This is a genomic window from Streptomyces sp. BK340 (assembly GCF_007827595.1).
Lineage (GTDB): Bacteria > Actinomycetota > Actinomycetes > Streptomycetales > Streptomycetaceae > Streptomyces.
In genome coordinates, this window is sequence record NZ_VISR01000026.1 from 65364 (window position 1) to 91250 (window position 25887).

Genomic DNA, 25887 nt, shown 5'->3' on the forward strand with positions numbered 1-25887 from the left:
ACGTAGACCCACACTGTTCGAGTCGCACATCCTCGAACATCCCCAAGGAGCCTTGGCTTTGCAGGCTGCCGTCACGGTCACCCCGGCCCTTCTCCCCGAGCTGCTGCTCGGTCTCGCCACCGTCCGGCCCGTCTTCGTCTGGGGTGCCCCCGGCATCGGGAAGTCCTCCCTGGTGCGGGAGTTCGCCGCCTCGCTGGGCCTGGAGTGCGTGAGCCTGCTCGGCACCCAGCTCGCCCCCGAGGACCTGATCGGCGTGCCGCAGATCCGCGAGGGGCGCTCCGTCTTCTGCCCGCCGGAGACCATCGCCCGCGACGAGCCGTACTGCCTGTTCCTGGACGAGCTGAACGCGGCCACCCCGGATGTGCAGAAGGCCTTCTACTCGCTCATCCTCGACCGCCGCATCGGCAGCTACGAGCTGCCCGAGGGGTCCATCGTCATCGGTGCCGGCAACCGCGCCACCGACAACGCGCTCGCCCGGCCCATCGCCTCCGCCCTGGTCAACCGGCTGGCCCACGTCCACCTGGAGGCGTCCCCGAAGGACTGGCTCGCCTGGGCGACGGGCCACGGCATCCACCCGTGGATCCTGGACCACCTCACCGACCGGCCCGACCACCTGTGGTCCAAGCCGCCGAAGACCGAGGAGCCGTTCTCCACGCCCCGCTCCTGGCACATGCTCTCCGACGCCCTGCACTCCTTCGGAGCCGACCTCGACGAAGCGACCCTGAGCGTCCTCGCGCACGGCACCCTCACCCCGGCGCACGCCGGCGCCTTCTGCGGCTACGTCAAGATCGTCCGCAGCCGGTTCGGCATCGAGGCCATCCTCAAGGGCGACGCCCGCTGGCCGCACCGCCCGGAGGACCGCGACCTGCTGTACTACCTCGCCGAGTCCTTCCGCGGCCGCCTGGTCAAGGAGCTGCCGGTCGCCAAGGAGCACATGTCGGCGAACGGCCGGCAGACCGCCTACCGGGCCAAGTCCCTGCTGGTGCAGCTCGCCGAGATCTCCGTCGAGGTCGCGCAGAGCGTCATCGCCTCCGACACCGACGGCAACCCCGTCCTGCCCGCCTGGTTCCTCATCGAGGCCGCCCGGGACATGCCCCGGCTGGTCGAGGCCCGGCGATGAGCGGCCGCGGCGCGAAGAACAGGAAAAAGCCGGATCCGGCCGCCGAGGACTGCGCCAAGGGCGTCCAGCTGGTGTGGGCCAACCCGGCGCTCGCCGCGATCGAGGCCGACATGTGCCGCCGCGAGGACTGCTCCGCCTCGCCCCGCCAGGGCCTGGTCCGCATCGACTCCGGCGGCCGCGTCCACCTGCACCCCACCCGCCGGGCGGAGCCCGCCGAGTGGGCCTGGGCCATCGCCCACGGCCTGATCCACCTCGGCTTCGGACACGTACCCGCCGCCAAGGGCGAACGCGTACAGCCGGACCGCTACGACCTCGCCGCACGCTGCGCGGTCGTCAACCGCTTCCTGCTCACCTTCCCCGTCGGCCGCACCCCCGACGACCTGCCCGCGTCCTACCCCGGCGGCGACGAGGAACAGATCGCCGCCGGCTGGCGCCGCGACGAGCACATCCCGGCCGTGTACGAGCACTGCGGCACGGCCGGCAGCGAACCCGACCAGCTGCTCGTGCCCTGGACCGGCTACCTGAACAAGCCCCCCGACTGGCAGCTCGCCTTCGCCCACGGCCTCACCCGCACCATGGCCACCGCCATGGACCTGGCCGGCGGCCGCCGCGACGCCATGACCGGCGGCCCCACCCGGCTGCGCCCCTGGGAACGCGCCCTGAGCTGGTTCGTCTCCTCCTACCCGCTGCTCGGCGGCATCGCGGCCGGCATCAGACTCGTCGCCGACGCCGAACTCGCCCGCGCCCACGACATCGCCGTCGCAGCCGTCGACGCCGAGGCCGGCGAGATCTACGTCAACCCGCTGCGCACCTTCGAGGACGAGGAGTGGCGCTTCATCCTCGCCCACGAGATGCTGCACGCCGCCCTGCGCCACGGCGACCGCTGCGGCACCCGCGACCCGTACCTGTTCAACGTCGCCTGCGACTACGTCATCAACGGCTGGCTCGCCGAGATGCAGGTCGGCACCATGCCCGACGGGCTGCTGCACGACCCGCAGCTGGCGGGGCTGTCCGCCGAGGAGGTCTACGACCGCATCGCCGGCGACCTGCGCCGCATGCGCCGCCTCGCCACCCTGCGCGGCAAGGGCCTCGGTGACGTCCTGGGCGGCCCGCTCGGCCCGCCCGGCACCCCCGTGGACCTGGACGAGTTCTACCGCCGCGGCCTGGTCCGGGGCCTGGACCTGCACCAGGGGCAGCAGCGCGGTTTCCTGCCCGGCGGGCTGGTCGAGGAGATCCGCGCGCTCAGCCACCCGCCGCTGCCCTGGGACGCCCGACTGGCCCGCTGGTTCGACGAGTTCGTGCCGAGCCCGCAGGCCGTGCGCACCTACGCCCGTCCCTCGCGCCGCCAGTCCGCCACCCCCGGCATCCCGCGCGCGGGCCGCTGCTTCCCGCCGGAGGAGATCGCCCGCTGCACCTTCGGCGTCGTCCTCGACACCTCCGGCTCGATGGACCGCACCCTGCTCGGCAAGGCCCTCGGCGCGATCGCCTCGTACGCCGGGGCCCGCGACGTACCGGCCGCCCGCGTGGTGTTCTGCGACGCCGCCCCGCACGACGCGGGCTATGTGCCGGTCACCGAGATCGCCGGCCGGGTACGGGTGCACGGGCGCGGCGGCACCGTTCTGCAGCCCGGCGTCGACCTGCTGCACCGCGCACCGGACTTCCCGCCGGGCGCGCCGGTGCTGGTCATCACCGACGGCTGGTGCGACGTCCTGCGGGTGCGGCGCGAGCACGCCTATCTGATCCCGGAGGGCGGTCGCCTTCCGTTCACCCCGCGTGGCCCGGTCTTCAGGGTGCAGTGAGCCCGGATGTGATCGGATGGGTGCGCAGGACTTGGACACGGGACCACATGCGAAAGGAACCACCGTGGCTACCACGCGCACCGCACACACGGTCTGGGAAGGCAACCTGATCGAGGGCACCGGCCTCGTCACCTTCGACTCCTCCGGCATCGGCCAGCAGCCGGTGTCGTGGCCGTCGCGCGCCGAGAAGGCCAACGGCAAGACCAGCCCCGAGGAGCTGATCGCCGCCGCCCACTCCAGCTGCTTCTCGATGGCCCTCTCGCACGGCCTCGCCGGCGCCGGCACCCCGCCCACCCGCCTGGAGACCAAGGCCGACGTCACCTTCCAGCCCGGCGAGGGCATCACCGGCATCCACCTCACCGTCCGCGGCGAGGTGCCGGGCCTGGACGCGGAGGGCTTCGCCTCGGCGGCCGAGGACGCCAAGAAGAACTGCCCGGTCAGCCAGGCCCTGACCGGTACGACCATCACCCTGACGGCCGAGCTGGCCTGACCGTCGTACGACCGCCACGGTGCCGCGCTCCCGGGCAGGGGCGCGGCATCGCCGTTTCCGGGTATTCGTACATTGACAGCGCCGTACGCGCGTTTTGTGCTGGAAGGGTGCGAGGCGCCCTGACGGAAGGGAACGGACCATGGCACGTGCGGTCGGGATCGATCTCGGGACGACGAACTCGGTGGTGGCCGTCCTGGAGGGCGGCGAGCCCACCGTCGTCACCAACGCGGAGGGCGCGCGGACCACCCCCTCCGTGGTGGCGTTCGCGAAGAACGGCGAGGTACTGGTCGGCGAGGTCGCCAAACGGCAGGCCGTGACGAACGTGGACCGCACGGCCCGCTCGGTGAAGCGGCACATGGGCGACGCCGGCTGGCGCTTCCCCGAGCAGGGCACGGTGGACGGTGCCCGGCTGCGCGCCCAGGAGCTGTCGGCGCGGGTGCTGCAGAAGCTCAAGCGGGACGCGGAGGCCTACCTCGGCGAGGACGTCACGGACGCGGTGATCACCGTGCCCGCGTACTTCGACGACGCCCAGCGGCAGGCGACCAAGGAGGCCGGGGAGATCGCCGGCCTGAAGGTGCTCAGGATCATCAACGAGCCCACGGCCGCCGCCCTCGCCTACGGCCTGGACCGCGGCGAGGAGCAGACCGTCCTCGTCTTCGACCTGGGCGGCGGCACCTTCGACGTGTCCCTGCTGGACATCGGCGAGGGCGTCATCGAGGTGAAGGCCACCAACGGCGACACCCACCTCGGCGGCGACGACTGGGACCAGCGGGTCGTCGACCACCTGGTCAAGCGGTTCAAGGGGCAGTACGGCATCGACCTCGCGGGCGACAAGATGGCGGTGCAACGGCTGCGCGAGGCCGCCGAGAAGGCCAAGATCGAGCTGTCCTCGTCCTCCGAGACCTCGATCAACCTGCCCTACATCACCGCCTCCGCCGAGGGCCCGCTGCACCTGGACGAGAAGCTGACCCGGGCCCAGTTCCAGGAGCTGACCGCGGACCTGCTGGACCGCTGCAAGACCCCCTTCCACCAGGCGGTCAAGGACGCCGGCGTGAAGCTCTCCGCCATCGACCACGTCATCCTCGTCGGCGGTTCGACCCGGATGCCCGCGGTCACCGACCTGGTCAAGGAGCTGACCGGCAAGGACCCGCACAAGGGCGTCAACCCCGACGAGGTGGTGGCGGTCGGCGCCACCCTCCAGGCGGGCGTGCTCCGCGGCGACGTCAAGGACGTCCTTCTCCTGGACGTCACCCCGCTGTCCCTGGGCATCGAGACCAAGGGCGGCATCATGACCAAGCTGATCGAGCGGAACACCACGATCCCGACCCGCCGTTCGGAGATCTTCACCACCGCCACCGACCACCAGCCCTCGGTCGGCATCCAGGTCTACCAGGGCGAACGCGAGATCGCCGCCTACAACAAGAAGCTCGGCGTCTTCGACCTCACCGGCCTGCCGCCCGCCCCGCGCGGCGTCCCGCAGATCGAGGTCGCCTTCGACATCGACGCCAACGGCATCATGCACGTCTCCGCGAAGGACCTCGCGACCGGACGGGAACAGAAGATGACCGTCACCGGCGGTTCCGCCCTCCCCAAGGACGACATCGACCGCATGATGCGGGAGGCCGAGCAGTACGCCGAGGAGGACCGGCAGCGCAAGGAGGCAGCCGAGACCCGCAACCAGGCCGAACAACTCGTCTACCAGACCGAGAAGTTCATCCGCGACAACCAGGACCGCGTGCCCGCCGACACCCGCACCGAGGTCGAGGCGGCGGCCGCCGAGCTGAAGGCCCTGCTGGAGCAGAACGCCGAGACCGCCGTCCTGCGCACGGGAGTCGAGAAGCTCGCCACGGTCAGCCAGAAGATGGGGCAGGCCATGTACAGCCAGGCCCAGCCCTCGGCCTCCGGTGCTCCGGCCGGGGAACAGAGCGCGCCGTCCGACGAGGAGGCGGTGGTGGACGCGGAGATCGTCGACGACGAGCGGGAGCAGAAGGGCGAAACCCCCTAACCGCCCAGCCGCTGCCGGCCCCGCCGCTCCGGCCGCGGTCCGAGCTGCCTCGGGTCCCGTGTCCGGTAGACGACGTACGGCCGGAACAGGTACTGCACCGGTGCGCTGAACATGTGCACCAGGCGGCTGTAGGGCACGAACGCGATCAGCAGCATGCCGACGACCGCGTGCACCTGGTACAGCACCGGCACGCCCTCCATCAGGTGGGTCTTCGGCTGGAGCGTGAACAGACTGCGCGCCCAGGGGGCGATCGTCCCGCGGTAGTCGTAGCCGTCGCCGGAGGTGTGGGCGAGCTTGGCGACCGTGCCCAGGACGATCGCCCCGAGCAGGACCACGTACATGATCTTGTCGTTGACCGTGGTGGCCCGGTACACGGGGGACCGGGTCCGCCGACGGTAGACCAGCAACAGGATCCCGACGACCGTCAGCACTCCGGCCGCCGTGCCGCCGTACAGCGAGAACAGGTGGTACGTGTGCTCGCCGACGCCGAGCGCGCGCGTCCAGGACGCGGGCACGAACAGCCCGATCAGATGCCCGGCCAGCACGAACAGGATGCCGTAGTGGAAGCAGGGCGAGGCGATGTTCAGCAGCTTCGACTCGTACACCTGCGACGAGCGCGTGGTCCAGCCGTACTTGTCGTAGCGGTAGCGCCAGACGAGGCCGGCGACCAGCAGGGCGAAGGCGATGTAGGGCAGGGCGCCCCACAGGAGTGTGGTCATGACCGCACCCCGGTGCGTGCGGTCGGCAGAGCAGCGCACACGGCCTCCAGGACGGCCGCGTACGGTGTGCCGTGATCGGTCAGCCGGGACCGCAGCTGTTCCAGGGCGTCACGGTGCCCGGTCAGCAGATCGGTGTTGCCGGTACGGGCGGTGAACTCCAGCACCGCGGGCAGGAAGTCCGGCAGCTCCTCGCCGCTGAACTCCAGCCCGTGCTGCCGGTAGACGTCCTTGAAGCGGACCAGGGACATGCCCCGCCGCCGGGTGTCGCCGTCCAGCCACCAGCTCAGGTACAGGCTGTGCCGGTTCCTGAGGTCGAAGACCTGCACATAGTGCATGGCCAGCTCCTGCGGCTCGGTGACGGCCGCGTGGTCGGTGAACGCGCGCAGCTGCGGGGCGGCTTCGCGCAGCAGCGGCAGCCGGGCGAAGAAGTCGTCGTCCGGGTAGGTCAGGCAGAGCGCCGCCGCCTGGTACAGCACCGCGTCCGAGGGCATCAGGGTCTCCTAGGCGTCGTCCGCGTGGTCCGAGGTCTGCCGCCTGCGCAGCAGATTGAAGTTCTCGACGGACACCAGCGGCAGCCGCCTGCGGCCGGAGTCCTGGCCGAAGGGGCCGTCGCCGCCCATGCCCGGCCCGCCTTCGTAGTCGAGGCTGCATCCCCCGGGCAGCGCCGACTCCTCCAGCCGGCGGGCGTCGCCCACGGCGGCGGTCGGGATGACGTACCGGTCCTCGTACGTGGCGATCGCCAGCAGCCGGTACATCTCCTCGATCTCCTGCGGCCCCATCCCGACCGCGCAGGCGATCGCCGGGTCGGGCTGCTCGCCGAGGTTGAGCGCGCGCATGTGGGAGCGCATCGCCGCGAGCCGTTCCAGCGAGGCCCGCACCGGCCGGGTGTCGCCCGCCGTGAACATCTCCGCCAGGTACTCCAGCGGGATGCGCAGCGTGTCGATCGCGCCGAACAGGTTCCGCGCGTCCTCGCCGTCGTGCCCGGTCCCGGCCAGCGCGTCCACCACCGGCGACAGCGGCGGGATGTACCAGACCATCGGCATCGTCCGGTACTCGGGATGCAGCGGCAGCGCCACCCGGTACCTGCTGATCAGCGCGTGCACGGGGGAGCGGCGGGCGGCCTCGGTCCAGTCGTGCGGGACGCCCGCCTCCTCGCAGGCCTGCCGCACCGCGGGGTCCTCCGGGTCGAGGAAGACGCCCAGCTGGGCCTCGTACAGCTCCTTCTCCTCCCGCACGGACGCGGCAGCGGTCACCCGGTCGGCGTCGTAGAGGATCACTCCCAGGTAGCGCAGCCGGCCCACGCAGGTCTCGGAACAGACCGTCGGCAGCCCGACCTCGATCCGCGGGTAGCACAGCGTGCACTTCTCGGCCTTGCCGGTGGCGTGGTTGAAGTACACCTTCTTGTACGGGCATCCGGTCACGCACATCCGCCAGCCCCGGCACTGGTCCTGGTCGACCAGCACGATGCCGTCCTCGGCCCGCTTGTACATCGCCCCCGACGGGCAGGAGGCCACGCACGACGGGTTCAGGCAGTGCTCGCAGATCCGTGGCAGATAGAACATGAAGGTCTGCTCGAACGCGAACTTCACTTTGTCCGAGGCCTGTTGGCGCACCCGCTCCACCATCGGGTCGAGGTCGCCGTGGGCCGGGGCGCCCGCCAGGTTGTCGTCCCAGTTCGAGGACCACTCGATCTTCATCGGCTTGCCGTCGAGGGACGACACCGGCCGGGCGGCCGGGAAGTCCTCGCCGAGCGGGGCGTCGGTGAGGTTGCGGTAGTCGTACGTCCAGGGCTCGTAGTAGTCCTTGATCTCCGGCAGCCTGGGGTCGGAGAAGATGCCGGCGAGCTTGTGCAGCCGGCCGCCCGCCTTGAGTTTCAGGGCTCCGCGCCGGTTCAGCTCCCAGCCGCCGCGCCACTTCTCCTGGTCCTCGTAGCGGCGCGGACAGCCCTGCCCGGGCCGGGTCTCGACGTTGTTGAACCAGACGTGCTCCATGCCCCGGCGGTTGGTCCACGCCTGTTTGCAGGTGACCGAACAGGTGTGACAGCCGATGCACTTGTCGAGGTTCATCACCATCGCGATCTGGGCCATCGGGCGCATCAGTACTCGACCTCCTGGCTGCGGCGACGCACCACCGTCACCTCGTCGCGCTGGTTGCCCGTCGGTCCCAGGTAGTTGAAGGCCCAGGACAACTGGGCGTAGCCGCCGATCAGATGGGACGGCTTGAGGATCAGCCGGGTGAGCGTGTGGTGGATGCCGCCGCGCATCCCGGTGGTCTCCGTCTTCGGTACGTTCATGGTGCGCTCCTGCGCGTGGTGCATGTAGACGGTGCCGGCCGGCATCCGGTGCGAGACGACCGCGCGGGCCACGACCACGCCGTTGCGGTCGACCGCCTCGATCCAGTCGTTGTCCTCGACCCCGATGGCCTCCGCGTCCTGCGGCGACATCCAGATGTTCTGGCCGCCCCGGGAGAGGGCCAGCATGAACAGGTTGTCCTGGTACTCGGAGTGGATCGACCACTTGTTGTGCGGGGTCAGGTGGCGGACCGTGACCTCCCGCTGCCCGTCGGGCCCGAGCCGCGGTTCGCCGAACAGCCGGTTCATGTCCAGCGGCGGCCGGTACACCGGCAGCCCCTCGCCGAGTTCGTGGATCCAGTCGTGGTCGAGGAAGAAGTGCTGGCGCCCGGTGAGGGTGTGCCACGGCTTGCCGTGCTCGGTGTTCAGCGTGAACGCGGTGTACCGGCGACCGCCGGACTCACTGCCCGACCACTCCGGCGAGGTGATCACCGGCACCGGTGCCGCCTGCGTGTCGGCGTACGTGACCCGCTTGCCCTCGTGCTCGGCGGCCAGATGCGCCATCTCCCGGCCCGTGCGCTGCTCCAGCCTGCGGAAACCCTGGGTGGCCAGGCGCCCGTTGGTGGTGCCGGACAGCGCCAGGACGGTGTTGGCCGCCTTCACCGCCGTGTCCAGGGAGGGGCGGCCGTCGGCCGGTCCGCCGCGCACCGGGCCGTTCAACTCCCGCAGGTGCGTGACCTCTTCGTCGGGTCGCAGGACGATCCCCTTGACGGGCAGCCCGAGTTGCTCCACCAGCGGGCCGAGCGCGCCGAACTTGGCTCCGACCGCCGGGTAGTCGCGCTCCACGACGGTCAGGTTGGGCAGTGTCCTCCCGGGCTCGGGGTCGCACTCCCCGCGCTTCCAGTCCAGGACCACCCCGCCGGGCTGGGCGGTCTCTTGGGGGGTGTCGTGCTGGAGCGGGGTCGCCACCAGGTCCTTGCGGACGCCCAGATGGTCCACGGCCAGCTCGCTCAGCTTCTCGGCGAGCGCCTTGAACGCGTCGAAATCGGTGCGCGCCTGCCAGGGCGGGTCCACGGCCGGGGTGAAGGAGTGCACATAGGGGTGCATGTCGGTGGAGGACAGGTCGTGCTTCTCGTACCAGGTGGCCGCCGGCAGCACCACGTCCGACAGCAGGGTGGAGGAGGTCTGCCGGAAGTCCAGCGACAGCAGCAGGTCGAGCTTGCCCTCGGGTGCCTCCTCCCGCCAGACCACGTCCCGGGGCCGTTCGCCGGGCGCGGCCTGCTCGGCGCGCAGCGAGGACTGGGTGCCGAGCAGATGCCGGGTGAAGTACTCGGCACCCTTCGCGGACGAGCCCAGCAGGTTGGCCCGCCACAGGGTGAGCACACGCGGCCAGTTCTCCGGTGCGTCCGGGTCCTCGCAGGCGAACCTGAGCGTGCCCGCCCGGAGTTCGGCCACCGCCCGCGCCACCGGGTCGCCGAACACCTCGCCCAGATCGAGCGGGTTGCGGTCGAAGGTCGGGTACGACGGCATCCAGCCGGCGCGGGCCGACAGGGCGAGGCAGTCGGCCGCCGTCATCCCCGCGAACCTGCCCTCGCCGAGCGGCGAGGCCAGCGCATCGGCGCCGAAGCGGTCGTAGCGCCACTGGTCCGTGTTGAGGAACCAGTACGCGGTGCCGATCATCTGCCGCGGCGGCCGCGCCCAGTCGGAGGCGGCGGCAAGCGTCGCCCAGCCGGTCACCGGCCGGCACTTCTCCTGGCCGACGTAGTGCGCCCAGCCGCCGCCGTTGCGGCCCTGGCAGCCGGTGAGCTGGAGCAGGGCGAGGAAGGCGCGGTAGATCGTCTCGGAGTGGAACCAGTGGTTGGTGCCGGCGCCCATGAGGATCATGCAGCGGCCCCGGGACCGCTCGGCGGTCCGCGCGAACTCACGGGCGATCTTCACGCACCGGGCGGCCGGGACGGAGGTGTGCCGTTCCTGCCAGGCGGGCGTCGCCGGGGAGCGGGCGTCCTCGTAGGAGGCGGGCCAGTCGCCCGGCATGCCGGGCCGCCACACACCGTACTGCGCCAGCAGGAGATCGTGGACGGTCGTCACCAGCGGGCCGCCCGAACCGCCCAGCCGCGTCGCCGGCACACTGCGCCGCAGTACGTCCCCGCGCCCCTGGCCGTGCTCCCCGCCCTCGGTGTCGAACCGCGGCAGCAGCACCTCGACGTTGGCCGCCGCCTCATGGCCGTACAGGCTCAGCTCCGGCTGCACGGAGCCGAGTTCGAGGTTCCAGCTGCCCTTGCCCGACTCGGTCCAGCGAAAGCCCAGGGAGCCGTTCGGGACGACCGCGCGGCCGCTCGTCCGGTCCAGGACGACCGTCTTCCACTCCGCGCCCTCGCCGCCCTGGCCGAGATCGGCGGCGCGCAGGAACTTGTCCGGTACGTGTGCCCCGTCCCGCTCGCCCAGCGTCACCAGGAACGGCAGGTCGGTGAACTTCCGTACGTAGTCCGCGAAGAACGGTGTCTCCCGGTCGACGAAGAACTCCTTGAGGATCACATGCCCCATGGCGAGCGCCAGCGCGCCGTCGGTGCCGGGGTGCGGGTGCAGCCACTCGTCGGCGAACTTGGCGTTGTCCGCGTAGTCCGGCGCCACCACCACGACCTTCTGGCCGCGGTAGCGGGCCTCCGCCATCCAGTGCGCGTCCGGGGTCCGCGTCACGGGCACGTTCGAGCCCCACATCACCAGATAGGCGGCGTCCCACCAGTCGCCCGACTCCGGCACGTCCGTCTGGTCGCCGAAGACCTGCGGGGAGGCCACCGGAAGGTTCGCGTACCAGTCGTAGAACGACAGCATCGACGCGCCGATCAGCGAGTGGTAGCGGGCGCCGGCCGCGTGCGACACCATCGACATCGCCGGGATCGGCGAGAAGCCGGCGATGCGGTCGGGCCCGTACGCCTTGATGGTGTGGACCTGGGCGGCCGCGACGATCTCCACGGCCTCGTCCCAACTCGCCCGCACCAGGCCGCCCTTGCCGCGGGCCCGCTGGTAACGGCCGCGCCGCTCGGGGTCGTTCTGCAGGTCCGCCCACGCCAGCACCGGGTCGCCGAGCCGCTGCTTCGCCTCCCGGTACAGCTCCAGCAGCACGCCCCGGACGTACGGGTAGCGCACCCGGGTGGGGGAGTAGGTGTACCAGGAGAACGCGGCGCCGCGCGGCTCGTACTCGGGGCGGTCCGGGCCCACCGACGGGTAGTCCGTCTCCTGGGTCTCCCAGGTGATGATCCCGTCCTTGACGTAGACCTTCCAACGGCAGGAGCCGGTGCAGTTCACCCCGTGCGTGGAGTTCACCACCTTGTCGTGGCTCCACCGGTCCCGGTAGAAGGCGTCCGCCTCCCGGCCGCCGGTGAGCGTGACGCTGTGCAGGCCGGACGCGGGCGTGCCGTGCCGGAAGAACCGCCCGGCGCTCAGCAGCGCCGCGCCGGGCTCCCCCGGTGGTGTCCGCGTGTCCGTCACGTGTGCTCCCTTGCTCACCCCATGGTTCAGAACCTAGGGGCGGGCAGGGACACCCACCTGTTCAGACCGCCGTACGGGTCACCCGGCGCGGGCGGTCACCCGTCCGGGTCAGGGCTTGCGCGCCACCCCCGCGTACACCGGCACCACACCCTCCGCCTGCGCCGCCACGTCCTCGGGCTCCGGGCGCCACCCGTGCACGGGGATCACGCCCGGACCGAGGAGTTCCAGACCGTCGAAGAACCGCCGGAACTCGGGCAGCGTGCGCGGGTGGAAGGGCGTGCCGCTCCTGCGGAACAGCTCGGCGGCCCGGGCCACCCCGTCCGGGCTGAGGTCCTGCGTGACCTGGGACAGGATCAGGAAGCTGCCCGGCGCGAGCCGTGCGACATAGCGCTCGACCAGGTCGTACACGTCGTCACCGGCATCGGCCCCGTCGCCCAGGTAGTGGGTCAGCGCGATCAGGGACAGCGCCACCGGCCGGCCGAGGTCGAGGCTCTCCCCGGCCCGCCGCAGGATCGTCCGGGGGTCCCGGACGTCGGCGTGGATGTACTGCGTGCTGCCCTCGGCGGAGCCACGCAGCAGCGCCTCGGCGTGCCGCAGCACGATCGGGTCGTTGTCCGCGTACACCACCCGGGACTCCGGGGCCGCTCCCTGCGCCACCTGGTGCAGATTGGGCTCGGTGGGGATGCCGGTGCCGATGTCCAGGAACTGCCGGATCCCGGCCTCGGCCGCCGCCCGCACGGCGCGGTGCATGAACCGGCGGTTGGCGCGCGCACCGCGCACCGCCGTGCCGTCCGCGGCCAGGATCTTCCGGGCCAGCTCCTCGTCCACCGGGTAGTTGTCCTTGCCGCCCAGCCACCAGTCGTACACCCGCGCCGGATGCGGCCTGCTGGTGTCGATCGCGGTGGGCGGCGCGGCGTCCGGTCCGGTCATGCGGTGCGCTCCTCAGCTGCTCACAGGGGTGTCGGAGGGTTCGCAGGGGAAGTCAGAAGCTCTCGCGGTACTCCCGGAGCAGCTTCCTCGTGCGCTGCGCGGAGGCGGCCCGGGCCGTCATGTGGTCCAGCACCTCCAGATGGGCCGAGACCTCACGGCGCGAGTCCAGGTACAGGGCGCCGGTCAGGTACTCGGTGAACACCATGTCCGGCAGTTCCGGCTCGGCGAACCGGAACAGCGTGAACGGGGCGTACGTCCCCGGGTGCGGGCCGGCCGCGAACTCGGCGAGCTGCAGGGTGACCCGGTCCCGCTCGGCGTACTCCAGCAGCCGGTCCAGCTGGTCGCGCATCACCTCGGGCCGGATGCTCACCGGACGCCGCAGCACCGTCTCGTCCATGATCACCCACAGGTGGGGCGGATCGTCCCGCTCCAGCAGCCGCTGCCGCTCCATGCGCAGCGACACATGCCGCTCGATCGTCTCCGGGCCGGTCTGCCCTATCGTCCCGGCCTCCATCACCTCACGCGCGTACTCCTCGGTCTGCAGCAGGCCGGGTACGAAGTGCGGCTCGTAGGAGCGGATGATCCGGGCGGCGCCCTCCAGGCTCACGTACAGGCTGAACCAGTCGGGCAGCACGTCGTGGAAGCGCTGCCACCAGCCCGGCTGGTTCGCCTCCTCGGCCAGCCGCACGAACGCGGCCGACTCCTCCTCGGGCACCCCGTAGGTGGTCAGCAGCACCTGCACGTACGGGATCTTCAGCGAGACGTCGGCCATCTCCATCCGCCGTACGGTCGCCGACGCCACCCGGAGCACCCGGGCGGCCTCCTCGCGGCTGAGGCCGGCCGCCTCCCGCAGCTCCTGCAACCGCTTGCCGAGCACCACCTGGCCCACGGTGGGCGCAGCCCGCCGCTCACTCACGCCACGCCCTCCCCTACGCGCCGAAGTACGCGGGCAGTCTGTCAGACGACGGCGTTTCGCACACGCGGTCGAGGGGAGTCGGCCCCGGGCGAGTTCGTCAACCAGCCAGTGTGTGAAGGTACTTGGTGGTCGCCGGGTCCGCGGGCAGGAACGTCTCGATGGCGAGTTCGGCGACCGTGACGTCCATGGGCGTGTTGAAGGTGGAGATGGACGACACGAAGGACAGGATCCGGCCGTCGTGCTCGATCTGCATCGGCAGCGCGAAGTACGGCACCGGCTCGGCCGGTTCGTCCCCGGGCGCGCCCTCGGGCACCGGGTAGGCGGCCACCTCCTCGTACAGGGCGCGCAGTTGGTCCGAGCGGTGCAGGGCGATCTCCCGCTCCATCTGTGCCAGCAGATGTCCGCGCCATTCGCGCAGGTTGCGGATGCGGGGCGCGAGTCCCTCCGGGTGCAGGGTCAGCCGCATCGCGTTCGGCGCGGGCGTCAGCAGCTTCTCGGGGACGCCCTCCAGCAGCATCGTGATGCCCCGGTTGGCGGCCACCACGGTGTACCCGGCATCGACCACCAGCGCCGGATACGGCTCGTATCCCTGGATGAGGCGCTCCATGCCGTCGCGCAGCGCGTCCAGCGCCGGGTCGTCCAGCGGGGTCTCCGGGTAGTGCGGGGCGTAACCGGCCGCCAGCAGCAGGGCGTTGCGCTCGCGCACCGGCACGTCCAGGTGCTCGGCCAGCCGCAGCACCATCTCCTCGCTGGGACGGGAGCGGCCGGTCTCGATGAAGCTGATGTGCCGGGCGGAGGAGTCGGCGCGCAGCGCCAGCTCCAGCTGCGAGATCCTGCGCCGCTCCCGCCAGGCGCGCAGCAGCGGGCCGATGCCCTTGTCGGCCTTGTCGGTCCTGTCGACGGGGGTGGCGGCGGATGCGTTCGGGCCGGTCGCGACAATGGTCATACGCACGACCGTAGTCGAGGAGCCGGCCGGCCGGCCGCAGCCGGGCGCCGGAGTCGAGGAGCACCCGCATGAACCAGCCGTGGAAGCGGTCCTGGGAGGCCGAGGCGGTCTACCGGTCCAGGGTCCGTGGCTGTCTGCTCGGCGGAGCCGTCGGTGACGCCCTCGGCTTCCCCGTCGAGTTCGCCTCCTTCGACCGGATCCGCGTCTCCCACGGCGAGCGCGGGGTGACCGGCCTCGTCCCCGGTGCGCGCGGGGTGGTCGGCCGGATCAGCGACGACACGCAGATGACCCTGTTCACCGTCGAGGCCCTCGTCCAGGCCCACGCCCGGGAACGGGAGAAGGGGATCGGCGGCGCCTGGGCGTTGCTGCTGCGCCAGGCGTACGAGCGGTGGCTGCAGACCCAGTCGAAGGCGGGCCCCGAGGAGGCCGGACCACAGCCCGCCGGTGGCCTGCTCGCCGAGGCCTGGCTGTACTCCCCCGGAGGGGGCACCCCCAGTCGCGCCCCCGGCAACGCCTGCCTGTCGGGAGTCGCCCAGATGTACGCGCCCGACCCCCAGCTCCCGCTCGACGGCAGCCCGGGGGAGGTCAACCCGGACTCCAAGGGCTGCGGCGCGGTGATGCGCTCGGCCCCCTTCGGCCTGGTCAACACGCCCGACGCGGCCTTCGCCATGGCCGCCCGCGGCGCCCAGATCACCCACGGCCACCCCACCGGCTACTACGCGGCGGGCGCCCTGGCCGCGATCGTGGCCCACCTCGTCGCCGGGGACTCCCTGGAGGGCGCGGTGCTGCGTACCCAGCGGCTGCTGGCGCGCCACCCCGGCCACGAGGAGACCTCGGCGGCCCTGCGCGAGGCCCTCGACCTGGCCGCGGACGGGGCGCCGACCGCCGAGAAGGTCGAGTCACTGGGTGCGGGCTGGGTCGCCGAGGAGGCCCTCGCCCTCGGCGTGTACTGCGCCCTGGCGCAGCCCCGGGTGAAGGACGCCCTGCTGCTGTCCGTCAACCACTCGGGTGACAGCGACTCCACCGGTTCGATCTGCGGCAACCTGCTCGGCGCCCGGCACGGCGACGTCGGCCTGCCGCACGCCTGGGTCGAGCGGATCGAGGGCCGCGCCCGCATCGCCGCGCTGGCGGACGACCTCGCCGCGGAGCGCGTACGCGGTTGAACGTGGCAGGCTGAACGCGTACCAGCCCGCCCCGAAGGGAGACCGGTCATGGCCGTCGAACCGCTGTCGCAGAAGGAGATCGAGGACCGGCTGGCCGAGCTGCCCGGCTGGTCGGTGGAGGGCGACCGGCTCACCCGCACCTACCGGCTGGGCTCGCACTTCGCCGCCACGGCGCTGGTCGTGCACATCGCCCGGATCCAGGACGAGCTGGACCACCACTCCGACCTGACCCTCGGATACAACACCGTCTCCCTCAGCGTGAACACCCACAGCGCGGGCGGCGCCGTCACCGGGAAGGACTTCGAACTCGCCCACAGGGTGGAGGACATCGCCCCAGGTCACGGGTCACACTGAGCGGTGTGCTCGACTACGACAAGGAAGCCGGGGCCTACGACGCGTCCCGCGGCGGCGAGCCGCGCGCCGAAGCCGCCGCACACGCCGTCCTCGGCCTGATCCCCGACCGGCCGGGCCGTCTCCTCGACGTCGCCTGCGGCACCGGCATCGTCACCCGGCGCCTGGCCGCCTCCCGCCCGGGAATGTGGGTGGCGGGCGCGGACCTCTCCCCCAACATGGTCCGTACGGCCGCGGCCCGACTGCCCGGCGCGGTCCTGCTGGCCGACACCCGCCGGCTGCCCTTCGCCGACGCCACCTTCGACGCGGTCACCAGCATCTGGCTGCTGCACCTGCTGTCCGACCCCGCAGACGTCCGCGCCGTCGTGGCCGAGTGCGCCCGCGTGCTGCGGCCCGGCGGCGTCTACGTCACCACCGTCGACAAGGCCGCCGCGCACGACGTCGGCAGCGACATCGACACCGTCCTCGCCCCGCGCCCCCGCCGCCCCGCCCGGGACGCCGCCGACGTCCTCACCGCCCACGCTGCCGAGCACGGGCTGCAGCCCGCCGGACAGGCCGCCTTCGCAGGCCTCGGACAGGGCCGCAGCCCCCGCTCCACCATCGCCGACCTGCGGCGTGGCTGGTTCACCGCGCTGCCGCCCGACGACCCGCGCGTCGACGGTTTCGCCGAGCGGCTGGCGGCCCTGCCCGACCAGGACCGCCGCCGCCCCGACCCCCGGTTCGGCCTGCGCTCGTACCGGAAGCAGCCGGCAACTCGCGGGCAGGCGGCGGGAACTGATGGACAGCAGCAGGTCAGGGGGCAGTTGAGCGGCGGACGTCCCGGCTAGGGTGAGCGGCATGCGTGAGATCGCCGGCGTCAGAGCCACACCCGGGGGACGTGTATGCGTTCAATTCCATGACCACGGTTTCGTCGTCAGGCGCGACCGGCTCGCCGGCCGTGTCGCCGAAGCGTTCCTCGGCGACACGGCCGGCTGGGTCACGGCCTTGGTCCTGCTCGCTTCGGTCGGCCTCCACAGCCTGTCGGACAAGGCGGGTGCGCCGCACGCCGTCCAGGTGGGCTGCCTCTGGGTGTTCATCGTCTCGGCCTGCTACGCGGCGCTCCTCGCGCTGGTCCGGTGGGCGGCCGGGGTGGTGGGGGGCATCGTGTTCTTCCTCCTCGTCGTGGTGACGCTCCCTGGTCTGCTGATCCCGGGCTATCGGCGCAAGGTGCTGCGCCGTCGGCGCGCGGGCGGCCCGGAGTCCGAGCCGGGGTGGGTACCTGCCACCGCCCTCGGCGGAGTGTGGCCGGGGCAGGCGGATCCGAGCACCGGCGCCGTGGTGACGACACAGTGCGTCGACGGATCCGTCGTCGCCTACACCGCCCGGCCCGACAAGGCACGGGAACTGCGGGACGGGTTCGAGGCACTGCTGCGCACCCACCGCCCAGCACCCACGGCGATGCCGCACCAGCAATCCGCGTCAGGAGCCGCGCCGTACCGGTCCTGGAATCCGGGGCCGCCCCGCGGCTGACGACGACCGGTGTGGCCGCGCCCGCGACCCGTCACCACCGGTGTCCGCCGGGAGTCCGTCGCACATATGCCCCGGCGCGGGGTGCGCCGAGGGCGGCCGGGCCGGTTCTGCCGGTCAGCGGCACGTGGTGGCGGAGTGGGCCGTCGGTGCCGTACGAGGGTGTTCGCCGAAGGCGGGCGGGGCGGTGGTGAAGCCGATGACCGCGCCGCCGCCGGGGCGGTTGCGGGCGAAGGCCGTTCCGCCGTGGGTGAGGGCGACGGCGTGCACGATCGCCAGTCCCAGCCCGGAGCCGGGCAGGCTGCGGGCGCTGTCGGCGCGGTAGAAGCGGTCGAAGACACGGGGCAGGTCGGCGTCGGCCAGGCCCGGCCCGCGGTCGCGCACCTCCACGCGCGTGCCCCTGATGACGACTTCTATCGGCTCGCTTCCGTCCCGGTCGAACTTGGCCGCGTTCTCCAGCAGGTTGGACAGCGCCCGCTGCACCGCGGACGGCCGGACCCGTACGACGGTGTCGTCGGCGTCGACGACGATCTCCCGGCCGGTACGGCGCCGGGCGAGGGCGGCCGCGTCCTCGGCAACGGCGCCCAGGGTCACCTCCGTGAGCTGCTCCGCGTCCCGGTCCCCGGCGGCCAGCTCGACCAGCTCGTTGACCAGGTTGACCAGTTCGCGGGTCTCGCTCTTCATGTCCGCGATCAGGTCCGCCTTCGCCTGCGGCGGCAGCCGGTCGATGCGGTCCAGAAGTGCCGCGTTGGCTTGCAGCGAGGTCAGCGGGGTGCGCAGTTCGTGCCCGGCGTCCTGGACGAGGCGACGCTGGATCTCCTCCGAGGCGGCGAGCCGCCCGAGCATGCCGTCGAACGCCCGCCCGAGCCTGCCGACCTCGTCCTGCCCGGCGACGGGGACCTCGGTGTCCAGCCGGCCGGTGCGCGCCACGTCCTCGGCGACCCGGGTCAGCCGCACCAGCCGCCCGGCGATCCTGCGCGCCAGCCACCAGCCCGCCAGGCCGGCCACCACGATGACGACGGCGCTCAGCTCGACGGTGCGCTCCTTGAGCTCCCGGAGCAGGTCCTCGGTGTCGCTGTACTGCTGCGCCACCTGTACGGCGCCCCGGCCGCCGCCGAGTGCGACGGTGGCGACCCGATAGCGGTCACCCTCGATCTCGGTCCTGTAGTAGACGGTGTGGCCGGCCCTGGAGTGTGAGGCGGCGGCGCGGTCGGCGGCGCGGACCTTCAGCGCCGGGTAGCCGTGTTCCTCGACGCGGCCCGCGGCACCGAGGACCTGGACGTCGGTGCGGATGCGGCGCGAAAGGTCGTCGCGGGGGCTGTCGCGGTCGGGGCTGACGCTGAAGTAGTCCGGCGGCGACAGAGGCTGCTGGACGACCTGTTGGTGAAGGTCTCCCACCACGCCGCGGAAGACGTCGTCCTGGTCGACCCGCACCATCCGCGCCGCCACGCTGTAGCTGACGAAGCCGCCGAGCAGGGTGGTGGCAGCGGTGACGCAGGCGAAGGAGAGGGCGAACACGGTGCCCAGGCTGCGACGGGGGTGCAGGATCGCGAGCCGCTGTCGTGTGCTGTCCATGGGCGGGGCTTCCTCCGGGCGGGTCGGCGCAGCCAGTGTGCCTGGCCGACACCGCCGACGGCAGCGCCCGAGGGCTGTCGGCGACTCCTCTTACTGGGCTCTCACCAGCTCTGACGCATCTGCTTGTCAAGCCGGGCGAACCCCCTGGAGACCGATTCGTGTCGCCGGACGCCTACTCTGCCGCCGCGTGCGTGACCCGGATCTTCGACTGGCCGTGCGGACGCCGCTCCCAGTCGTCCATGAAACGAGCCGTCAGGCCGTGCCGCTCGGCCAGCGCGAGGAGGGTCTCGGTGCGGTAGTAGAAGTCCTCGTGGAGCACCTGGTGCTCGGGACCCTCCGTGCGGTCGTAGGTGAAGTCGAAGAAGCCGCCCGGGGCCAGCACCCGCCCGACGTTGGCCAGGCACTCGTCGATCACCTCCGGCGGCGAGTGCGAGAACACGCTGTGGGCGTGCACCACGGTGAACCGGCCCGGGGGCAGGAAGTCGAGCGTCAGGTTCTCGACGAGGGCCAGGTGGGCGAGGCGGCTCTGCAGGCCACGGTGGACGAGGGTGCGCTGCGCAGCCAGGAGGATGTCCGGCGAGATGTCGATGCCGTAGTAGTGACCGGGATCGAGGTAGTCGATGAACCGCCACCCCGCGCGGAGGTTCCCGCAGCCGATCTCCAGCATGCGGTCCTGCGGCTTCAGGCCGTGTTCGACCAGGTAGTCGAACTGCATCTGCCCGAGCGCCAGCCAGCGGGCCGCCGAGGCGCTGCCGACGGCACGCTCGGGGCTCCGCGCGGTGTCGGAGGCCATGACGGCGCGGTAGTACGCGACGTGGTCACGGTGGCGGAAGCCCAGCCAGGTGTCCCGCGCGGCGCGGCGCAGATAGATAGGCATACGCCCGGGGTGCCGTACGGCATAGCGGAGCTTGTGCCTGAGAGACGACCGGTTCCTCGACAGCTCGGGCTTCGGCATGGCTGACTCCGTGATCCACGACAGCCCCCGTCGGCAGCGTAGCCCGGGGCGAGCGGGACGGCCTCTCCGCAGAGCGGCGGGGAGCCGCTGCGAGAGCCGACGTCACTGGCCGGCGGCTCGGCGGGAGCGGATCACCTCGACCAGCACGGGCAGCAGTGACAGCGCGATGATCAGCCCGATCGCGGGCAGCAGGTACGAGTCGATGCTGCCCTTGAGGGAGTCCCCGAGCCGGTGGCCGAGCAGGATCACCCCGGTCGTCCACACGACGCCGCCGACCACGTTCCACAGCAGGAACGCGCCCGCCCGCATACCCAGGACACCGGCGACGGGATTGAGGAACGTACGCACGATGGGCATGAACCGTGCCAGTACGACCGCCTTGCCCGCGCCGTAGCGGGTGAAGTATGCCTCCGCCTTGTCGACGTACTCCTGCCTGAACAGCCGCGAGTCCGGCCGGGTGAACAGCTTCGGCCCCAGCCGTGCGCCCAGCAGGTGGCCGAGCTGAGCCCCGGCGATCGCGCACAGGGGCGCACCGACCAGCAGCCCCGGCAGTGACAGGTGGAAGCCGGGTCGGTCGAAGACCTGGTCCGCCGCTCCGGAGGCGCCCACCCCGGCCAGGAACAGCAGTGAATCGCCGGGCAGGAAAAAGCCGACGAGCAGTCCGGTCTCGGCGAACACGATCACCAGGATGCCGGCCAGCCCGAAGGCGGTGATCATCGACTGGGCATTCAGCACGTTGACGGCGAGCTCCAACGCGGGCTCCTCGGGGATGGTCGGCGTACGGACGGTTGTCGTACCCGGTGAACGACGAGCGGATGAAACTGTTGTGGGAGATGTGCTTTCGCGGATCGAAGAATTCAGCTCTCCCTTTTGGAACACCCGTCCCAATACTGCGCCACTTGCGTCACATCATCGAATGAATAATCGATCCGGGGGGATCGGGGGCGGAATATGCTGCTGACTTTTTCGCATTGTCTTCACGAAACCCTGCCCCCGGTTCATACTTGTCGACCCGAGGGGTGACAGGGGGGTCTGGCCGAATCCGGGGGGATTCTTCGACGGGGGAACACCCATTCCGTCGCGTTCGCGTCCGCGTCCGCGACGAAAGGCGTGGGCACGGCATCCGATGGCCCATCAACACGTGTTCTCTCCATGTCTTCGCGACTCGACGCCGATCTCCACGAAGAGAAAGAGATCACCATGAGCACGACGACGGTTACCTTGCGCAACGCGATCTCCAACGCACGCCAGGACGTCACCATCCAGCCGGGCCAGACCGTGCGTCAGGCGGTCGACGACAGCGGGTTCATCGCGGCGGGCAGCCGCTTCAGCGTGCGGGACAAGAACGGGCAGGTGGTCGACGACCGGCCGGTGGAGGAATACGCCAACACCGTGCTGTCCGTGGGACTGCCCGGCGACGGTGTCGTCGGCGGTGGCACGGCAGAGGTCCGCCATGCCCGTTGAGCGCTACGCCCGGCAGAGCGGACTCCTGGTCCAGGAGCTGGTCGCCGACGCGCGGATCGCCGTACTCGGCACCGGACCGGCCCTGACCCATCTGCTGCAGTGTCTGGCCATGATGGGCGCCGGAAGCCGGCACGGACACATCCGACTCGTCGGGATGGACCGGCCCGTGACGGAGCGGGACATCGCCGACCAGTTCCTGCTCTGCCGCGACGACCTGGACCAGCCGCTCGACCAGGCCCTCGCCCTGCGCGCCCAGGAGACGAACCGGTCGGTGCGCGTGCTCGGCGACAACCGGCCCCCGGACGGCCGCGAACTGACTCTGGCCGTGCCACGGGCAGCCGAGACGAAGGCGGTCGCGGGCTGGGGCGCGGTGGACGTGTGGGGGCAGGTGCTGCCCGCGGCCGTCAGGGTGGGACCCGATGCGATGCCGGACGCGAAGGACGAGTCGGGCCTGCTGACCGCTGCGCTGGGCGCCGTGTGCGGGGGACTGCTGGCGCAGGCGGCGCTGGTCGAGCTCGGCGCACTGGTGGACGGCCCCGCCGTCGTGTCCCAGTGGGCGGAGGAGCGGCTCATGCTGCATGCCCCCGGCGCCGGCGCGGCGGCGGAACACCTGATGCGCAACGGCAATCCGCAGCCGGACCTGCAGGGTGTGCTGGAGCAGGTGGCGGGGGCGGAGCAGCTCGGCGACTTCTCGGTTCAGCTGGACGGGCTGCCCGTGCGGCCCAGGGTGACGGCGGTGGTCGACGAGGACCACGTGCTGGCGTCCGTCATGGTGCGGGAACCGGGCCGGACCCGCACGCCCCTGGTCATCGTACCCGCCCGGCGGCCGCCCCGGCGTGCACCGGTCTGCTTCTGGTCTCCGCTGGAGGGCGTGGTCCCGGAGGACGGGGGTGGACTGCCCGAGTCCTGGCAGCAGTTGCCGCGCCGTGACGCCCGGGTCCTGGTGTGCGGCGCCGGGGCGCTCGGCGGCTGGGCGGCCGGGGTGCTGGCCGCGAGCGGCGCCGTGGCGCACCTGACCGTCGTCGACATGGACGACAGGGTCGAGCTGCACAACCTCAACCGGCAGATCCTCTTCAGGGACAGCGACATCGGAGCCCCCAAGGCCGAGCGCACCGCCGCGCGACTGCGGGAGATCGACCCGGAACTGGAGGTCGAGGCCCTGGCGACGGTGATCGGTCCCGAACTCCTCGGGGCGCCGGCCGCCGTCGACACGGCCGCGCTCGGCGGCCCGCCGGAGCTGCGCGCCCGGCTGGCCGAGGTCGCCCGGTCACGTGCCCGGCTGGAGGAGGAGCTGGCCGCGGCGACGGCGGTGCTGTCCTGCCCGGACAACCAGCAGACCCGGTGGACGCTGAACGTGCTGGCCGAGCGGCACAAGCTGCCCCTCGTCAACGGAGCGGTGGACGGCGTGATCGGCCGCGTGCACGTGTGCGACCCGAGTACGTCGAGCATGTGCCTCGTGTGCTGGCTCGGCACCTCCATCGCCGACGATCCCGTCCGCCGGTCCTGCACGGACGTGGTCGACGGCATACCCGTCCAGGCCCTCGTCACCAGCGCGGCGGTCGTCGGCGCCGCCCAGGCCGCGGCGCTCATCGCGACGCTGGCCGGGGCGGCGGACCGGGTCCGGCGCTTCCACGTCTGGGACGGCACCGAGGTCTCCTTCAGCGGCCACTTGGCCGGCGAACGGGACCCGGCGGAGTGTCCGGCCCACCTGGGCGACCCGCTGCTCGGCACGAGTGACTAGGAGTGAGGCCGTGGCTGTTGCACCGCATGAGTTCCTCCAGGCGAAGGCCCAGTTCTTCGACCTCGAGCCCCTGGTGACGGACCAGGACAACTGGGTCACCAGTGTCGCGGTGACGCTGCGCGGAATTCTCGGTTCCGCGAACATGTCCCTGCGCGCACGGCCCCAGGACTACCGGCTGCTGGTCGATGTGGCCCGGCTGCGCGACGAGTTGCCGGTCGTCTGGATCTTCTCGCCCTCGGACGCCGAGATCCAGCACGTCAACATCTTCCGGCCCAGGGAGGCCTGTCCCTTCACCGGGGACCGGCGGCCGACCCTGTGCTGGGGGACCACGGGTGCGGCCTGGCAGCACATACCCCAGGAGAACCGCTCCCTGTCGAACTTCCTGGAGGCCGCCCGCCAGGTTCTCGCCAACACCAACATGAAGAGCCGGGCGCGCTGATGCCCGTCACCGAAGCGGAAGTGTGGGCTCTGCGAACCGACTTCCCCGGCATCGGCGTCCTGGCCCGCGAGACCCGGCAGAGCGCGCTGCTGATGGCGCGATGGCGGACGCTGCTCTCGCCCTACCCGGCGGTCGGGCCGCCCGATGTGCGCGCCGTCAGCGCCCGGGTGAGAGGCGTCGTCGGCGGCGGTTCCCGGATCCGGCAGGACTACCAACTCGTCATGGACGTGGGCATGTTGCACCAGCGGCTGCCCACGGTCTGGATCACCGCCCCGGCGAATGCCCAGATCCGGCACGTGAACATCTGGCCACCGAAGGGCGATGCCGCGTGGTGCCCGTGGCTCGGCCTGCGGCTGCCCCACGTGTGCTGGTTCACGTACACGGACGCCTGGTCCGACGCCCAGCTGTCGAGCCGCACGCTTGGCGCCGCCCTCGAATACGTCAAGCAGCTTCTGAACACGGAGAATCATGACAGTCCGGCACGTTGAACACCGGGCGCCGAGTCTGCGCCTCGCCCTGCCCCTCGCCCTGGTCGGCCCCGCCTTCTTCCTCGTCCTCTACCTCCTGTCCGTCGGCTGGGCGGTGCCGAGCGGCCGCCGGGCGGCGGTGGTCGGGCTCGCGGCGACGGCCGCCGCCTGGCTCGGCTCCTCCGAGTGGCTCACCAGCCGTCCGTCCGTCCGCCCCGCCGGCCCCGACATGAGTGCGGCCCTGTTCGCGGCGGTGCTGCCCTGCGCGGTACTGACCGCCCTGTCGGTGGCCCTGCTGCGGAGCGGGGACTCCGCTGGTGTCTGGGCCGTCATCCCGGTGGTCGCACTCGCCCAGGCCGGTGTCCTGCTCCACGCGGTCCGGCACATCCAGGACGCGGAGTCCGGCAGCACGGTGCAGGACGCGGCGTCAGGCAGCCCGGCAAAGGACGCGGAGTCAGGCAGCCCGGTAATGGACGCGGAGTCAGGCGGCCCGGCAAAGGACGCGGAGTCACGCGGCCCGGTGCAGGCCGATGGCCACTCGGCCGCTGTCCCGGACGGCACACCCCGTGGCGAGCCGTCACCTGCCGCGCAAGCGGCAGCGGACCCGCCGGGGGAGAACCCGTCGGGCAGCCCGGGCAAGGAGGCGGACGTCAGCACCGAGACGGCCGACCAGGACCCGGCGGCGGCCGGTACCGCCACCGGTACGGGCCCCGACGATCAGGCAGGGGACGTGGACCCGGACGCGGCCCCGACACCCGGTGCCGAATCCACGGGGCCGTCGGACACGCCGGACCCGGTGGACACAGCGGACACGCCGGACACGCCGGACCCGGTGGACACTGCGGACACGCCGGACACGCCGGACCCGGTGGACGCGGCCGAGGAACAGGGCGGGGACGAGGACACCGGACCGGCCTCGAGGAAACCGCGGGCCCCGGAGGTCGGCATCGACGCCGAACTCTGGCGCAACCTCGCTGACGCACTCAGCGAACCCGCCGACCACCGCAGGGAACAGGGCGGTGTCGCCCTCACCGCGCGGACGGACGACGGACTGTGGACGATCGTCGGCGTCGTCCTGCCGCAGCAGACCTGGGCGAGCTCGGTCCGGTGCGAGTTCTCCGTCCTGGAGGTCGAACGGGTGCGGGACGCACTGGACTCCCTCGGCCCCGACCACCACGACGTCGTGAACATCACCTGGCTGCACACCCATCCCGGTCTGTCGGTGTTCCTGTCGGCCACCGACCACGCCACCTCGGCGAGCTGGCGGGCGCTCGACCCCGAGTTCCGCCCCGTGGTGGTCGACGTCACCAAGGACGGACTCGACGACCAGATCGGTGTGTTCGACGAACGCGGCAAGGCGCTGCGCATCGGGCTGGTCGACGGTGTGCTCCCCACCGAGACGGCGGAGGCCGTGCGCGACGCCGTCCTGGACCGTTACCGCCGGTCGGGCAGCCCGCTGCCCCTGGTACTCGTAGGAGCGGAGCCGTGCGCGGCGTGACCGAGCCACACTCACCGCCATCGG

The 25887-nt window shown here is 71.9% G+C and carries 23 protein-coding genes; 13 read left to right on the plus strand and 10 right to left on the minus strand.

Features of this window, described 5'->3' with window-relative positions:
* Positions 1-58 precede the first annotated feature (58 nt).
* The 4 genes from FB157_RS34860 (at position 59) to dnaK (ending at position 5414) form a co-directional block, all read left to right on the plus strand.
* Entirely contained in the window at positions 59-1120 is a 1062-nt protein-coding gene (locus tag FB157_RS34860) for an ATP-binding protein (protein ID WP_145884801.1), read from the plus strand.
* Positions 1117-2919 carry a DUF2201 family putative metallopeptidase gene (locus FB157_RS34865; RefSeq protein WP_145884687.1) on the plus strand — a complete coding sequence of 601 codons (1803 nt, stop codon included), beginning with the start codon at positions 1117-1119 and terminating at the stop codon, positions 2917-2919. Before FB157_RS34860 ends, FB157_RS34865 begins: the two co-directional genes overlap by 4 nt.
* 64 nt (positions 2920-2983) lie before the next feature.
* Positions 2984-3409, plus strand: a complete 426-nt coding sequence (locus FB157_RS34870) for an OsmC family protein (RefSeq protein WP_145884688.1) — start codon at positions 2984-2986, stop codon at positions 3407-3409.
* Between the two features lie 139 nt (positions 3410-3548).
* Positions 3549-5414 carry a molecular chaperone DnaK gene (dnaK, locus tag FB157_RS34875; RefSeq protein ID WP_145884689.1) on the plus strand — a complete coding sequence of 622 codons (1866 nt, stop codon included), beginning with the start codon at positions 3549-3551 and terminating at the stop codon, positions 5412-5414.
* Here the strand turns inward: dnaK and narI are convergent.
* From narI to FB157_RS34910, 7 genes are all read right to left on the minus strand, one after another.
* Positions 5411-6133, minus strand: a complete 723-nt coding sequence (gene narI / locus FB157_RS34880; RefSeq protein WP_145884690.1) for a respiratory nitrate reductase subunit gamma — start codon at positions 6131-6133, stop codon at positions 5411-5413. The two genes, dnaK and narI, sit on opposite strands and share 4 nt — an antisense overlap.
* A complete protein-coding gene (narJ, locus tag FB157_RS34885; protein WP_145884691.1) occupies positions 6130-6624 on the minus strand; it encodes a nitrate reductase molybdenum cofactor assembly chaperone in 495 nt (164 codons plus the stop codon). The genes narI and narJ overlap by 4 nt, the downstream gene beginning before the upstream one ends.
* A gap of 9 nt (positions 6625-6633) precedes the next feature.
* Entirely contained in the window at positions 6634-8229 is a 1596-nt protein-coding gene (gene narH, locus FB157_RS34890) for a nitrate reductase subunit beta (protein ID WP_145884692.1), read from the minus strand.
* Entirely contained in the window at positions 8229-11912 is a 3684-nt protein-coding gene (locus FB157_RS34895; protein WP_145884693.1) for a nitrate reductase subunit alpha, read from the minus strand. The genes narH and FB157_RS34895 overlap by 1 nt, the downstream gene beginning before the upstream one ends.
* 108 nt (positions 11913-12020) lie before the next feature.
* Complete coding sequence (locus FB157_RS34900; protein ID WP_145884694.1) at positions 12021-12842, minus strand: SAM-dependent methyltransferase; 822 nt, start codon at positions 12840-12842, stop codon at positions 12021-12023.
* A gap of 52 nt (positions 12843-12894) precedes the next feature.
* Positions 12895-13758 carry a helix-turn-helix transcriptional regulator gene (locus tag FB157_RS34905; protein WP_145884695.1) on the minus strand — a complete coding sequence of 288 codons (864 nt, stop codon included), beginning with the start codon at positions 13756-13758 and terminating at the stop codon, positions 12895-12897.
* A 97-nt stretch (positions 13759-13855) separates the two neighbouring features.
* On the minus strand, positions 13856-14704 hold the full coding sequence (locus tag FB157_RS34910; protein ID WP_145884696.1) for a helix-turn-helix domain-containing protein: 849 nt from the start codon (positions 14702-14704) through the stop codon (positions 13856-13858).
* Positions 14705-14772: 68 nt separating this feature from the next.
* Here FB157_RS34910 and FB157_RS34915 point away from each other — a divergent pair, with 68 nt between their 5' ends.
* Genes FB157_RS34915 through FB157_RS34930 form a run of 4 tightly spaced genes read left to right on the plus strand, consistent with a single transcriptional unit; the run spans position 14773 to position 17727 of the window.
* Positions 14773-15867 carry an ADP-ribosylglycohydrolase family protein gene (locus tag FB157_RS34915; RefSeq protein WP_145884697.1) on the plus strand — a complete coding sequence of 365 codons (1095 nt, stop codon included), beginning with the start codon at positions 14773-14775 and terminating at the stop codon, positions 15865-15867.
* A gap of 48 nt (positions 15868-15915) precedes the next feature.
* Positions 15916-16221, plus strand: coding sequence for a 4a-hydroxytetrahydrobiopterin dehydratase (locus FB157_RS34920; RefSeq protein WP_145884698.1), 306 nt, complete (start codon positions 15916-15918; stop codon positions 16219-16221).
* Positions 16222-16226: 5 nt separating this feature from the next.
* On the plus strand, positions 16227-17045 hold the full coding sequence (locus FB157_RS34925; RefSeq protein ID WP_145884699.1) for a class I SAM-dependent methyltransferase: 819 nt from the start codon (positions 16227-16229) through the stop codon (positions 17043-17045).
* Positions 17046-17055: 10 nt separating this feature from the next.
* Positions 17056-17727, plus strand: a complete 672-nt coding sequence (locus FB157_RS34930; RefSeq protein ID WP_145884700.1) for a hypothetical protein — start codon at positions 17056-17058, stop codon at positions 17725-17727.
* A 114-nt stretch (positions 17728-17841) separates the two neighbouring features.
* On the opposite strand, the gene FB157_RS34935 is transcribed toward FB157_RS34930, so the two are convergent.
* From FB157_RS34935 to FB157_RS34945, 3 genes are all read right to left on the minus strand, one after another.
* Positions 17842-19299, minus strand: a complete 1458-nt coding sequence (locus FB157_RS34935) for a cell wall metabolism sensor histidine kinase WalK (protein WP_145884701.1) — start codon at positions 19297-19299, stop codon at positions 17842-17844.
* 172 nt (positions 19300-19471) lie between these two features.
* Positions 19472-20254 carry a class I SAM-dependent methyltransferase gene (locus FB157_RS34940; RefSeq protein ID WP_145884702.1) on the minus strand — a complete coding sequence of 261 codons (783 nt, stop codon included), beginning with the start codon at positions 20252-20254 and terminating at the stop codon, positions 19472-19474.
* A 102-nt stretch (positions 20255-20356) separates the two neighbouring features.
* The gene (locus FB157_RS34945; RefSeq protein ID WP_261386724.1) at positions 20357-21007 is read right to left on the minus strand and encodes a DedA family protein; all 651 of its coding nucleotides are present in this window, start codon (positions 21005-21007) and stop codon (positions 20357-20359) included.
* A 447-nt stretch (positions 21008-21454) separates the two neighbouring features.
* On the opposite strand from FB157_RS34945, the gene FB157_RS34950 reads away from it, so the two are divergent.
* The 5 genes from FB157_RS34950 to FB157_RS47675 are packed head-to-tail and all read left to right on the plus strand — an operon-like array spanning position 21455 to position 25863.
* Positions 21455-21718 (plus strand): hypothetical protein, encoded by a 264-nt coding sequence (locus FB157_RS34950; protein ID WP_145884703.1) that lies wholly within the window; start codon positions 21455-21457, stop codon positions 21716-21718.
* Positions 21708-23459 (plus strand): ThiF family adenylyltransferase, encoded by a 1752-nt coding sequence (locus FB157_RS34955; protein ID WP_145884704.1) that lies wholly within the window; start codon positions 21708-21710, stop codon positions 23457-23459. Before FB157_RS34950 ends, FB157_RS34955 begins: the two co-directional genes overlap by 11 nt.
* A 10-nt stretch (positions 23460-23469) precedes the next feature.
* Positions 23470-23898, plus strand: coding sequence for a hypothetical protein (locus tag FB157_RS34960; RefSeq protein WP_145884705.1), 429 nt, complete (start codon positions 23470-23472; stop codon positions 23896-23898).
* A complete protein-coding gene (locus FB157_RS34965) occupies positions 23898-24386 on the plus strand; it encodes a hypothetical protein (protein WP_145884706.1) in 489 nt (162 codons plus the stop codon). Before FB157_RS34960 ends, FB157_RS34965 begins: the two co-directional genes overlap by 1 nt.
* Entirely contained in the window at positions 24367-25863 is a 1497-nt protein-coding gene (locus tag FB157_RS47675) for a hypothetical protein (RefSeq protein ID WP_186581830.1), read from the plus strand. Before FB157_RS34965 ends, FB157_RS47675 begins: the two co-directional genes overlap by 20 nt.
* Positions 25864-25887 lie beyond the last annotated feature (24 nt).

Coding starts and splice junctions, on each gene's coding strand:
- FB157_RS34915 (WP_145884697.1), top strand. CDS start 14,773: ATGAACCAGCCGTGGAAGCGGTCCTGGGAGGCCGAGGCGGTCTACCGG.
- FB157_RS34935 (WP_145884701.1), bottom strand. CDS start 19,299: ATGGACAGCACACGACAGCGGCTCGCGATCCTGCACCCCCGTCGCAGC.
- FB157_RS34955 (WP_145884704.1), top strand. CDS start 21,708: ATGCCCGTTGAGCGCTACGCCCGGCAGAGCGGACTCCTGGTCCAGGAG.
- FB157_RS34920 (WP_145884698.1), top strand. CDS start 15,916: ATGGCCGTCGAACCGCTGTCGCAGAAGGAGATCGAGGACCGGCTGGCC.
- narH (WP_145884692.1), bottom strand. CDS start 8,229: ATGCGCCCGATGGCCCAGATCGCGATGGTGATGAACCTCGACAAGTGC.
- FB157_RS34865 (WP_145884687.1), top strand. CDS start 1,117: ATGAGCGGCCGCGGCGCGAAGAACAGGAAAAAGCCGGATCCGGCCGCC.
- FB157_RS34965 (WP_145884706.1), top strand. CDS start 23,898: ATGCCCGTCACCGAAGCGGAAGTGTGGGCTCTGCGAACCGACTTCCCC.
- FB157_RS34900 (WP_145884694.1), bottom strand. CDS start 12,842: ATGACCGGACCGGACGCCGCGCCGCCCACCGCGATCGACACCAGCAGG.
- dnaK (WP_145884689.1), top strand. CDS start 3,549: ATGGCACGTGCGGTCGGGATCGATCTCGGGACGACGAACTCGGTGGTG.
- FB157_RS34950 (WP_145884703.1), top strand. CDS start 21,455: ATGAGCACGACGACGGTTACCTTGCGCAACGCGATCTCCAACGCACGC.
- FB157_RS47675 (WP_186581830.1), top strand. CDS start 24,367: ATGACAGTCCGGCACGTTGAACACCGGGCGCCGAGTCTGCGCCTCGCC.
- FB157_RS34910 (WP_145884696.1), bottom strand. CDS start 14,704: ATGACCATTGTCGCGACCGGCCCGAACGCATCCGCCGCCACCCCCGTC.
- FB157_RS34930 (WP_145884700.1), top strand. CDS start 17,056: ATGCGTGAGATCGCCGGCGTCAGAGCCACACCCGGGGGACGTGTATGC.
- narI (WP_145884690.1), bottom strand. CDS start 6,133: ATGACCACACTCCTGTGGGGCGCCCTGCCCTACATCGCCTTCGCCCTG.
- narJ (WP_145884691.1), bottom strand. CDS start 6,624: ATGCCCTCGGACGCGGTGCTGTACCAGGCGGCGGCGCTCTGCCTGACC.
- FB157_RS34940 (WP_145884702.1), bottom strand. CDS start 20,254: ATGCCGAAGCCCGAGCTGTCGAGGAACCGGTCGTCTCTCAGGCACAAG.